This is a genomic window from Salmonella sp. NW722, assembly GCF_051702785.1.
Taxonomy (GTDB): Bacteria; Pseudomonadota; Gammaproteobacteria; order Enterobacterales; family Enterobacteriaceae; genus Salmonella; species Salmonella enterica.
The window spans coordinates 1-11,733 of record NZ_JAMMIN010000017.1 but is presented as its reverse complement, the minus strand read 5'-3'; the positions used below and the strand labels follow the sequence as shown (position 1 = coordinate 11,733).

Genomic DNA, 11,733 nt, shown 5'->3' with positions numbered 1-11,733 from the left:
TGAACCGGTGCGGAAGACGGGGTGGCAGCAGTGAGCTGGCTGATATCGCCGCCGTCGCTGACCTTCACCACAAAGGCCTTGCCTTCCACTTCCACGGTGTAGATACCGGAAGCTGCGGCTTTTGCCGGGGCAGCGGCAGGCTGCGCGGCTTCCGCCTGCGGCAGTGGCTCAAACGCCGCCGGGTTATGGCGGTTCTCAAGGAATTTAAGGCCAATCTGCGGGAACAGCGCCACGGTGAGCACGTCGTCGATGGCGTTTCCCGCAAGCTGGATGCCCTTCTCCTGCGCCTGGCGCCTGACGTCCGCTTCCAGTTCAGCCAGCTCCGGCTTCAGCAGGTCCGCCGGACGGCAGGTCACCGGAGCGCCCCCTTCCAGCACGCGGGCCTGTAGCGCGGCGTTGACCGGCACCGGGGTGTGGCCGTATTCGCCTTTCAGTATCCCGGCGGTTTCCTTCGCGATGGTCTTGTAGCGTTCGCCGGTCAGGACGTTGAGCACCGCCTGGGTGCCGACAATCTGCGAGGTGGGGGTGACCAGCGGGATAAAACCGAGGTCCTCGCGCACGCGGGGGATTTCCGCCAGCACCTGGTCGAGTTTGTCCGCCGCGTTCTGCTGCTTCAGCTGGCTTTCGAGGTTAGTGAGCATTCCGCCCGGCACCTGGGCCACCAGGATACGGCTGTCGTAGCCCTTCAGCTGGCCTTCGAAGGCGTGATATTTCTTGCGCACCTCGCGGAAGTACGCCGCGATGCTCTCCAGCTTCAGGATATCCAGCCCGGTGTCGTGTTGCGTTCCGGCGAGCGTGGCGACCAGCGCTTCGGTGGCCGGGTGGCCGTAGGTGGCGCTCATGGAGGAAATCGCCGTGTCCACGCCGTCAACCCCGGCTTCGATGGCCTTCAGCAGGGCCATCTCCGCCATCCCGGTGGTGGCGTGACAGTGCAGGTGCAGGCGCACCTCAAAACGTTTTTTGATTTCGCTCACCAGCTCAAAGGCGGCCATCGGGGTGAGAATGCCGGACATATCCTTGATGGCAATCGAGTCAACGCCGGTCTCTAACAACTGTTCGGTTAAGTCCAGCCAGGTCTGCAGGGTGTGCGCCGGGCTGGTGGTGTAACTCAGGGTGCCCTGGGCGTGCGCGCCGTGGCTGCGCACCGCCTGCAGGGCGGCTTTCATATTGCGCGGGTCGTTCATGGCATCGAAGACGCGGAACACGTCCATGCCGTTTTTCACCGCGCGTTCGACGAAGCGTTCCACCACGTCATCGGCGTAGTGGCGGTAGCCGAGCAGGTTCTGGCCGCGCAGCAGCATCTGCAGCGGGGTTTTGGGCATGGCTTTTTTGAGTTCGCGCAGGCGCAGCCACGGGTCTTCGCCGAGAAAGCGGATACAGGCGTCAAAGGTGGCGCCGCCCCAGCACTCCAGCGACCCGTAGCCCACGTCGTCAAGCTGAGCGGCAATCGGCAGCATATCGTCAAGGCGCAGGCGGGTGGCGAACAGGGACTGGTGGGCGTCGCGCAGGACGACATCGGTAATGGCAATAGTCATGGATCCCTCCGGGAATTAAGCGTTAAGGCGGTGATGGTGAATGGCGGCGGCAATCACCGGCTTTAAGCGGGTGAAGTCGTCCACGACGGGAACGGCGCGCGGCGCGGGCGCGGCGACGGGCTCCGGGAAGAAGCGAGTAATCACGGCGGACATGCCGCGGATGGCGAAAATCAGCAGGAACAGAAACGCCAGCACGAACCCCATGCCGAGGAACATCAGGGTGAAGCCTTCACCTAATAGCACCGAACTATTCATAATAAAGTCTCAAATTTAATAATCTAAAATAGAAAAGTAATATCAGGCATTAATAGAAGGGATAAAATATCGGTAGTAAAATCATACTAACGATAAAACAAACCAAACTAATCGCCAGTCCGGGTTTTAAGAAATCTTTAAATTTAACATTCCCCGGGCCAATAATCATTGAGTTTGCAGGAATAGCCATTGGGGTACAAACAGCAACACTACTCGCAATAAAAACAGCAATAACAACTGCACGAGGGTCTGCGCCAATAGACTGTGCGATAGTCCATCCTACCGGGCATAACAACGTACATGCTGCAGTGTTACTCATAACTTGAGTCAAAGCCCATGTAAGTATCCACAATGACGCCATAATAATCATAACGCCAGAATCTCCGGTTACTGAAATAACGGCATTAGCAATCATTTCTCCAGCACCAGTAGAATTAAGCGCGGCTCCTAAAGGCATCATAAACGCAAGCATGAAAACAGTTAGTGTTTCAAAAGAATTAAAAGTTTCCTTTTGTGTCAAAACGCCAGCAAATACAAGAACAATAGCCGCACAACACGCAATAATATGCATTGGAGGCAGAAACTTAATATAATCAGTTGCCACCATTCCAGCGATAGACAGAATAAAAACGGCTAAAGTTAAATTTCTATGCCAGGCCGGAATTTGGCTATAATCCATTTGAGAATCAGATTGTGTATTTCCATCACGATCTGCGATGAGTTTTGAACCGAAGAAATAGAGAAATATAGAGCATGCAATCAGCAAAGGAATACCAATTTTAGCGTATTCGAAAAATGGCACCGACAGACTTCCCTTACTAAAAGTTTCAATAGTATTTTTAGCAATCAGATTTCCTGGCGAACCGATAATAGAAATATCAGCACCGATTGTTGCCCCAAAAACCAGAGGCATAAGAAGTTTAATAGGCTTAATCTGACTACTGGCGGCAATACCTAAAACAATAGGAATTAGCACAGCAACTGTTCCGCTATTAGAAACAAAGGCAGACATAACTCCACCAATAAGAAAAATCAATACACTAAGGCTTCTTTCTGTTTTAGCATATTTTAGTAAAATTTTACTTGATTGCCATGCCAAACCTGTTTTAAAAAATGCCGCACCGAGTACACACATGGCGACGATAAGAATAACATTCGCATTTACGATTGAAGCAAAAATATCCTTAGCATCGATAACACCGGTAAAATAAAGTGCCATTGGGACCATAAATGCAACTAATCCCATAGGAAGACGATCGCTAACAAAGATAATTATTGCAACCACTAAAACCAACAAAGTAATAATCGCTGGTGACATGTATACGTCCTTATATTATTAGGGTACAAAAACAACTCATTACAGTCATGAATACAACTGCAACAAGCATAAATCACATGTTATACTAAAATTACATCTAATTAATTTCTATTGAGAAAGAATACACTCACATAAATAACAACACTTACCCGACAAAGGCATAACATATTCTTACTGCTTTTGTTTCTGTTTAATCAAATAATTTCCTCTTAAAATCTGTCTGTGTATAATGCTACTTATATAAATGAAACTCATCCAATGCTAATAAGGTTGCAGCTTATGCAATATCGGCATCACCTCGAACTAACATGGCTCGAAGACTGTCTGGCTCTAAAAGAAACGTTGAATTTCTCAAAAGCGTCTGCCTCAAGATATGTGACTCAACCCGCATTTAGTCGTCGGATACAATCTCTCGAAGAATGGGTGGGTACGCCCCTTTTTGAAAGAAGTAAACGGGGAGTCACCCTTACCAAGGCCGGAGAAGTATTTACAGACCAGATTCCCGAACTGATCCACTCCTTGTACACATTGAAAAGTGATACCCTTGAGGCCGCAGGTAATAAACAACCTAGTCTTGTTTTTTCAGCAACGCATGCTTTGTCTTTCTCTTTTGTACCGCATTTGTTAAAACAGAGTGATAAAATTGCAAAATTTGGTTCATTTCGTCTTTTATCTGACTCATTGAATGCGTGCGAAAAAATGATGCGGCAGGGAGATTCACAATTTTTGCTGTGTCACCATCACCCACATATGCATCTAAATTTAAATAAAAATAACTTTATGAGCATTCGTCTTGGGTTTGATACATTAATTCCATTCAGTAAACCAGACTCAGAAACGTTAAAACCGTTGTGGAATATAAATAATAAGATTCAATTCCCTTACCTTTCTTTTTCATCACAATCAGGTCTGGGAAGAATAATAGCAAATACAGCGTCTATTAACAGAATTACCCATAATATAAATGTTGCCTTTGTGGCCGATCTGGCAGCAACACTATTGGCAATGGTCAGATCTGGCGACGGTGTTGCCTGGATACCTCAAAGCCTTGCCAGGCAAGATATAGAGGCTAAAACTATTGTTACTGCAGCGGAAAAAGAAAGCAATTTATGGGTACCCATAGAAATAAGACTTTATAGACCAGCCAAGAGAATGCCTCCAGATGCCGAAGAGCTATGGGAAATTTTTGTTGAAGAACAAATGTAATTATTTAATTGTAAAATGTTCTTTAATATAATCCTCAATGAATTTAATTAACGCTCTGGTTGCATATGATAAATATTTATCTTTCCTCCAGGCCAAACCAATCGTAACATAAGTCGGCTCAGTCATGGCCTTGGTTATTACTTTTTCGGCTTTAAGATCGACAGCGTCCAAAATGAAAGAAATTCCTTCATTTTTAGCAACCAGATCTATGTTGGTTTGAACCCTGTTTGATGATAGAAAAATATGTGTATGAATTCCTCGCTTTGTACATTCTTCAATAATCGTTTTTCTATGCCAGGAATCTTTTTTCATTAGTATCAATGGCTCATATTGTAGATCTTCCCAATCGATACTATCCTTTTTTGCCAGAGGATGTTTATCTGACATACATACCACGTGCTGCTGAGTCATTAATGGTACCGTAACTAATTCTTTTGGACAGTCATTAATAATAACAATAGCAAGATCCAGCTCTCCAGCAGAAAGTTTATCATGTAAACCAAAAGTCCCCTCTTCAACAAGAGAGAGTTCCATCTCTGGATAAATCTCCCGGAAATGCTTGAAGAGCGGTGAAAAAAGAAACAAACTTATCATCGGTGGGATCCCCAAAGTTACTATGCCACCATTTTCATTACGATAATCTTTCATTTCCGCTACGCTATTTTTTAACGCAATAAGGATAGGTTCAATTTTTTGTAAGAAAAACATGCCCTCTTCAGTAAGGACAAGTTTATTTTTCTTTCTGTCAAATAATGTCACCCCTAATTCAGTCTCTAACTTCTTAATAGCAATAGTGATATTAGGTTGAGAAACAAAATGCCGCTCAGCAACTCTGGTTAAGTTACCTAACAAAGAAGCGCTTACAAAATATTCTAATTGTCTAATTTCCATCTATTTTCCACTACTATAAATAAAATTTATCATTTAATAAAAATAACATATTTCCTTCCTACAATGAATACGAATATCATGAAAATGTGATCAATGGATAAAACAATGCAACATAGCACTGGAGGGAGTATGAGTCGTATATTAAATACAGAAATTATCATTCCGGTTATCGAAAAACTTGTAAAAAAAGCTTGTTATGAACTGGATGATAATCTCATGTGTTCTTTTCGTAAAGCATATGATAAAGAAGAGTCAAAGATCGGCAAGGAAACCATTAAGATATTAATTGATAATGGAGAGTATGCAAAAAAAGAACAACTTGCATGCTGCCATGATACCGGTACTTGTATCGTTATAATGGAAATTGGACAACATGTATGCTGGGAAGGTAAGCCGCTTAAAGATCAGGTGAACCAGGGTGTTCGCCAGGGCTATGAAAATGGATACTTAAGAAAATCCATGGTTGCAGATCCATTAGAACGTATTAATACTAATGATAATACTCCTGCAATTTTACATACTGAAATTGTTGATGGTGACCGAGTGACAATTACCGTTATGCCAAAGGGCGGCGGTAGCGAAAATATGGGAACTTTTAAAACATTGCTTCCCGGCGATGGTATTGATGGTATAAAAGATTTTGTTCTGGAAACTGTCCGTCGTGTAGGAGGCAATCCATGCCCTCCTTATATTATTGGTATCGGCGTTGGCGGTACAATGGATCACTGTTCGTGGATGGCGAAGAAAGCATTATTACGCCCTCTTGGTGAGTTCAATGCTAAACCACTTTATGCCCAGCTCGAAGCTGAATTATTAGAGGCCGTGAATAATACAGGGATCGGCCCTTTAGGTATGGGCGGGCGTATTACGGCGTTAGGCGTGCATGTCGATTACTATCCTTGCCATATCACTGCACTGCCAGTCGCAATCAATTTCCAATGTAATGCAAGCCGCCACGCTAGTGAAATCATTTAATACCTGGAGAAGCTATGATGGAATTAACATTACCATTGACTAAAGAGAAAGCGAAAACTCTTAAGGTCGGCGATATATTATTTCTCACTGGATTTGCTTACACCTGCCGTGACGCCGCGCATAAAAAAATCGAAGTAGCGCTTAGTAACGGAGAAAAATCACCAGTCGATTTTCAAAACCAAACGATTTACTATGCTGGCCCCTGCCCTGCCAGACCTGGTTTACCTATTGGCTCCAACGGTCCTACAACGGCCGCGCGTATGGACCCATTTGTAGAAATGATGTTTCAACAAGGGGCAACTGCGTTTCTTGGCAAAGGCGATCGTGCTGATTATGTCGCTGAGCTTTGTAAAAAATACGGTGGGGTTTCGCTACTCGGGATTGGAGGAGCGTCTGCAATTAATACAAAACATGTTAAATCAGTAGAAATTGTTGCCTACGAAGAATTAGGAACAGAATCCATTAAGAAGTTATATTTTGACCGCTATAGAGTCATTGTAGGAATTGATTCGGAAGGAAATACCCTCCAGAAGCAGGAAGTACCTAAGTACGCCAAATAATAATACATTAATATTGGCAATATCGGTCCGGTAGACTGTTACCGGACCGATATGTTTTCTATCCTGCACTTCACCACAGGATAGAAAATAAACTTAGCCGCGACGGGCTTTTACCGCTGCCGACAACTGACGAAGCAGCGCATCGGTATCTTCCCAGCCAATACAGGCGTCAGTAATGCTTTTACCGTAGGTCAGCGGCTGACCGCTTTCCAGACTCTGGTTTCCTTCTACCAGATGACTCTCTACCATCACGCCAATAATCGCTTTTTCACCGCCCGCTATCTGCTGACAGACATCGGCGCAAACCTCCATCTGCTTTTGAAATTGCTTACAGGAGTTGGCATGGCTGAAATCGATCATGACCTGCGGCGTCAGTCCCGCTTTGGTGAGGCCTTCTTTCACCTCAGCAACATGCTGCGCGCTATAGTTTGGCGCTTTACCGCCGCGCAGAATGATATGGCAGTCGCCGTTGCCGCTGGTATTCACAATCGCCGAATGACCCCATTTAGTGACGGAGAGGAAGCAATGCGGCGCGCCGGCGGCGTTGATGGCGTCAATGGCGACTTTAATCGTGCCATCAGTACCATTTTTAAAACCGACCGGACAAGAGAGGCCAGACGCCAGTTCGCGATGAACCTGGGATTCAGTAGTCCGCGCGCCAATGGCGCCCCAGCTCATCAGATCGGCCAGATATTGCGGCGTGATCATATCGAGGAATTCGCCAGCGGCAGGCAGGCCGCTGTCGTTAATATCCAGCAGCAGTTTGCGCGCAATACGCAGACCGTCGTTAATCTGGAAGCTGTTATCCATGTGCGGATCGTTAATCAGCCCTTTCCAGCCGACGGTGGTACGCGGTTTCTCAAAATAGACGCGCATGACAATTTCAAGCTCGCCTTGAAGCTCATCGCGTAGCGCCAGCAAACGGGCGGCATACTCTTTCGCCGCTGCCGGATCATGAATTGAACAAGGACCGATCACCACCAGCAGACGAGCGTCATTGCCTTTGAGAATTTTATGGATGGCTTTGCGTGCGTGAGCAACAGTATTTGCTGCATTTTCCGTGGCGGGAAACTTTTCCAGCAGCGCGACCGGAGGTAATAACTCGTTGATTTCTTTAATGCGTAAATCGTCGTTCTGATAATTCATGTTTATTCCAGTGTTGCCGTACTTATCCCAATGAATGCAATCCCTCCAATCTATCTCTTCAATTAAATAGTGTAAACGGGCTTTTACACTTTGAACGGAATAATCCTGGAATTCAGGAAAAAAACGCACAAATGTAGCGAAAAATGGGATCTAACCTACACTTTTTAACTGTAACCACTCTGTTTATGAATTATTGCAAGATTCTCTGCTGCGTTAACCCGCGGCGGCGAACGTTTTTTATCCCTTATTTGAGGATTTGACTGACACGTGCACTGTTGGAAGAGGTTATCCGACATATCCACCATAACAGGAGCATCTTATGAAAATGACAAAACTGACTACGCTTTTACTCACCGCTACCCTCGGCCTTGCCAGCGGCGCAGCGTTAGCTGCTGAATCTAACGCGCAATCCAGTAATGGCCAGGCGAACTCGGCGGCAAATGCCGGTCAGGTTGCCCCGGACGCCCGCCAGAATGTAGCGCCGAATGATGTGAATAACAACGACATCAATACCAACGGCAATACTAACAGCACGATGCAGCATCCAGACGGTTCAACCATGAATCATGACGGAATGACCAAGGATGAAGAGCATAAAAATACCATGTGTAAAGACGGTCGCTGCCCGGATATTAATAAAAAAGTGGAAACCGGTAATGGCGTCAATAATGACGTGAATACCAAAACCGACGGTACCACACAGTAATGCAGAAAAAAGTCTGATAACGGGAGAGCTTTCGCTCTCCTTTTTATTTTGTCAGCGAAAAATCAGTATGATGTCTACAGTATTGATGAGAATAACAAAGGAATGACGTTATGGCGCACTCACACTCTCATGCCGATTCACACCTGCCGAAAGATAATAATGCTCGTCGCCTGCTTTTCGCCTTTATCGTCACTGCCGGATTTATGCTCCTTGAGGTGGTGGGCGGGATACTCTCCGGCTCTCTGGCGTTGTTGGCGGATGCGGGACATATGCTCACCGACGCGGCGGCCCTTCTCTTTGCGCTGCTGGCGGTTCAATTTTCCCGTCGTCCCCCGACTGTTCGCCACACTTTTGGCTGGCTAAGACTCACCACTCTGGCGGCCTTTGTGAATGCCATTGCGTTGGTGGTCATTACCCTTCTCATTGTCTGGGAAGCGATAGAGCGCTTTTACACGCCACGTCCGGTGGCGGGCAATCTGATGATGGTGATTGCGGTTGCGGGTCTGCTGGCGAACCTGTTTGCGTTCTGGATTCTCCATCGGGGAAGCGATGAAAAAAACCTGAACGTGCGCGCTGCCGCGCTACATGTGATGGGCGATTTGCTGGGTTCCGTCGGCGCAATAGTCGCCGCGTTGATCATTATCTGGACGGGCTGGACGCCAGCGGACCCGATTCTCTCTATTCTGGTTTCGGTACTGGTGCTACGCAGCGCCTGGCGTTTGTTAAAAGATAGCGTCAACGAATTGCTGGAAGGCGCACCGGTTTCGCTGGATATTAATGCCTTACAGCGCCATTTAAGCCGGGAAATCCCCGAAGTCCGCAACGTACACCATGTGCATGTCTGGATGGTCGGCGAAAAACCGATCATGACATTGCACGCTCAGGTCATTCCGCCACACGACCATGATGCGCTGCTGGAACGTATCCAGGATTTCCTGATGCACGAATACCATATTGCGCACGCCACGATTCAGATGGAGTATCAAGTGTGTCACGGCCCAGACTGTCATCTGAATCAGACGCCATCCGGGCATGTTCATCACCATTAACGGGAAAGCGCGCGCGATCCTCGCTCCCGCGCGCTGTTTATCCACAGGCGGCTACCGTTCACGGCGATAAATGTCAGGATCAGATATTCCAGCGACATCGCATAGACGCCCTGCAAAGCAAAAATCACCACACTGATCACGTTGATTACCACCCACAGGAGCCAGTTTTCGACATATTTGCGTGTCATCAGAATCATCGCCGCGATAGACAGCACCATCATGCAAGAGTCCCAGAACGGGAAGGCGTCCGGTTGCAGTACGGGCATTGTCACCTGTAACCCCAGCATCTGCATAATGGCGACGGCCACGCGCGTCAGGACGGCGAATACGGGATCGATATATCGCGTCATCAAACCGATAGCTATCACACATATCGCCAGCCATGCCATTGCTTTTGGCAACGGCAGCCAGCGGATTTTAAGCTCGGCTTGATTATCCTTTGTTTGCCGCGACCACGCATACCAGCCATAAATATTGGCGGCAAAGAAAAAGAGTTGCAGCAACAGGCTGGCATAAAGCTGGATCTGAAAGAAAATAATCGCAAACAGGGTGACGTTAACCAGTCCAAAAAAGTAGTTGCTGATCTTCTCCAGACTGGCAAGCCAAATACAGAGCAGGCCGGCGATGGTTCCTACCGCTTCGATCCACGAGAGATCGTACCCGCCAGCGCCAATCGGAATATGAATCAGTATGTTGTGCGTACTAAAAAAATCCATTCTCTCCTCCAAAGATTTCCGTCTTTACGCCCGAAGTGTAGCCGCAAAATCCAGCATCCGGTTGAGCGGCAGTAATGCGCCCTCGCGTAGCGCCGCATCAACCTGTATTTCATGCGTCGCGCCTCCCTGCTCCAGCCCTTCAGCAATGGCTTTCAGGCCATTCATCGCCATCCACGGACAGTGCGCGCAGCTACGGCAGGTCGCCCCCTCGCCAGCCGTGGGCGCTTCAAGCAGTTCTTTTTCAGGCACCGCCTGCTGCATTTTGTAGAAGATGCCGCGATCGGTCGCCACGATAAGCTGTCTGTGCGGCAGCGTTTTTGCCGCCTTAATAAGCTGACTGGTGGAGCCCACCGCATCGGCCATCTCGACAATGGACTGCGGCGATTCAGGGTGAACCAGAAGAGCGGCATCGGGATAGATTTTTTTTAAACGGGCCAACGCCTGGGTTTTAAACTCGTCATGCACGATACACGCCCCTTGCCAACACAGTACATCGGCCCCGGTCTGTTTTTGCACGTAATTCCCCAGGTGTCTGTCCGGCGCCCAGATAATTTTTTCCCCCAAACTATCCAGATGCTCAATCAATTCTACGGCGATACTGGAGGTCACAACCCAGTCCGCACGCGCTTTAACAGCAGCCGAGGTGTTAGCATAGACCACTACGGTTCTGTCAGGATGCGCATCACAAAAAGCGCTAAATTCGTCTATTGGGCAGCCTAAATCCAGCGAACATTCCGCCGCCAGGGTAGGCATAAGAATGGTCTTTTCCGGGCTGAGGATTTTGGCGGTTTCCCCCATAAACCGTACGCCCGCTACCAGCAGCGTGGATGCGGCGTGCTTCGCGCCGAAACGGGCCATTTCCAGCGAGTCGGAAATACAGCCGCCGGTTTCTTCTGCCAACTGTTGAATTTCCGGATCGGTGTAGTAGTGCGCCACCATGACGGCATTGCGCTCTTTGAGCAACCGCTTGATTTTCTCACGATAAAATTGCTTTTCGTCGTCGTTCAACGGCGTTGGTTTCGGCGGGAACGGGTAGATTGCGGCTTGTGGGTCAAACATTACGCTCATCGTGGCTTCTCGTTTTGCTGACTTAACGAAACAACCGAATGAAAGCGTAATAAATGCCACAATCGGTTAATTTGTTTTATATGCTAAACAAGATAGCCGATTCAATAAGGAAAGTCACAATAATTACGTAGCCCGTGTCTGATGGCGGCGTAACGTTTTATCTGGCCTGCGTGAGCGGTGCCGTCTGTAGGCCTGATAAGCGCAGCGCATCAGGCAAGACCCAAACCTGCGGCAGGTTCGAATCTTCCATATCGCAGATAGCAAAAAAGCGCCTTTAGGGCGCTTTTTTACATTGGTGGGTCGTGCAG

Annotated in this window: 12 protein-coding genes; 5 read left to right on the top strand and 7 right to left on the bottom strand. The window is 47.7% G+C overall.

Annotated features, from left to right (window positions below; translation table 11 throughout):
* The 3 genes from oadA to NA330_RS22990 form a co-directional block, all read right to left on the bottom strand.
* Positions 1-1,535: sodium-extruding oxaloacetate decarboxylase subunit alpha (oadA, locus tag NA330_RS23000; protein WP_198879427.1), on the bottom strand; the 1,535-nt coding region annotated here is incomplete at its 3' end.
* Between the two features lie 15 nt (positions 1,536-1,550).
* Positions 1,551-1,790 (bottom strand): oxaloacetate decarboxylase subunit gamma, encoded by a 240-nt coding sequence (locus tag NA330_RS22995; protein ID WP_001539516.1) that lies wholly within the window; start codon positions 1,788-1,790, stop codon positions 1,551-1,553.
* A 49-nt stretch (positions 1,791-1,839) separates the two neighbouring features.
* Positions 1,840-3,108, bottom strand: coding sequence for an SLC13 family permease (locus tag NA330_RS22990; protein WP_000074128.1), 1,269 nt, complete (start codon positions 3,106-3,108; stop codon positions 1,840-1,842).
* 222 nt (positions 3,109-3,330) lie between these two features.
* Between NA330_RS22990 and NA330_RS22985 the strand changes: the two genes are divergently transcribed.
* Positions 3,331-4,314 carry a LysR family transcriptional regulator gene (locus tag NA330_RS22985; RefSeq protein WP_077943761.1) on the top strand — a complete coding sequence of 328 codons (984 nt, stop codon included), beginning with the start codon at positions 3,331-3,333 and terminating at the stop codon, positions 4,312-4,314.
* Here the strand turns inward: NA330_RS22985 and NA330_RS22980 are convergent, their stop codons facing one another.
* On the bottom strand, positions 4,315-5,205 hold the full coding sequence (locus tag NA330_RS22980) for a LysR family transcriptional regulator (protein WP_023242141.1): 891 nt from the start codon (positions 5,203-5,205) through the stop codon (positions 4,315-4,317).
* Positions 5,206-5,334: 129 nt separating this feature from the next.
* On the opposite strand from NA330_RS22980, the gene NA330_RS22975 reads away from it, so the two are divergent.
* Together NA330_RS22975 and NA330_RS22970 are read left to right on the top strand one after the other, a co-directional pair.
* The gene (locus NA330_RS22975; protein ID WP_000086831.1) at positions 5,335-6,180 is read left to right on the top strand and encodes a fumarate hydratase; all 846 of its coding nucleotides are present in this window, start codon (positions 5,335-5,337) and stop codon (positions 6,178-6,180) included.
* 14 nt (positions 6,181-6,194) lie between these two features.
* Positions 6,195-6,740 (top strand): FumA C-terminus/TtdB family hydratase beta subunit, encoded by a 546-nt coding sequence (locus NA330_RS22970; RefSeq protein ID WP_000970374.1) that lies wholly within the window; start codon positions 6,195-6,197, stop codon positions 6,738-6,740.
* A 93-nt stretch (positions 6,741-6,833) separates the two neighbouring features.
* Here NA330_RS22970 and aroG read toward each other — a convergent pair whose 3' ends face one another.
* Entirely contained in the window at positions 6,834-7,886 is a 1,053-nt protein-coding gene (gene aroG, locus NA330_RS22965; RefSeq protein WP_023242140.1) for a 3-deoxy-7-phosphoheptulonate synthase AroG, read from the bottom strand.
* A 319-nt stretch (positions 7,887-8,205) separates the two neighbouring features.
* Here aroG and NA330_RS22960 point away from each other — a divergent pair, with 319 nt between their 5' ends.
* Complete coding sequence (locus NA330_RS22960) at positions 8,206-8,592, top strand: YbgS-like family protein (RefSeq protein ID WP_000784380.1); 387 nt, start codon at positions 8,206-8,208, stop codon at positions 8,590-8,592.
* A gap of 110 nt (positions 8,593-8,702) precedes the next feature.
* Entirely contained in the window at positions 8,703-9,641 is a 939-nt protein-coding gene (gene zitB / locus NA330_RS22955) for a CDF family zinc transporter ZitB (RefSeq protein ID WP_000951247.1), read from the top strand.
* Here the strand turns inward: zitB and pnuC are convergent.
* A complete protein-coding gene (pnuC, locus tag NA330_RS22950) occupies positions 9,638-10,357 on the bottom strand; it encodes a nicotinamide riboside transporter PnuC (protein ID WP_000345367.1) in 720 nt (239 codons plus the stop codon). The genes zitB and pnuC overlap by 4 nt on opposite strands.
* Positions 10,358-10,381: 24 nt before the next feature.
* Positions 10,382-11,425 (bottom strand): quinolinate synthase NadA, encoded by a 1,044-nt coding sequence (gene nadA / locus NA330_RS22945; protein WP_023242139.1) that lies wholly within the window; start codon positions 11,423-11,425, stop codon positions 10,382-10,384.
* Between the last annotated feature and the right edge of the window lie 308 nt (positions 11,426-11,733).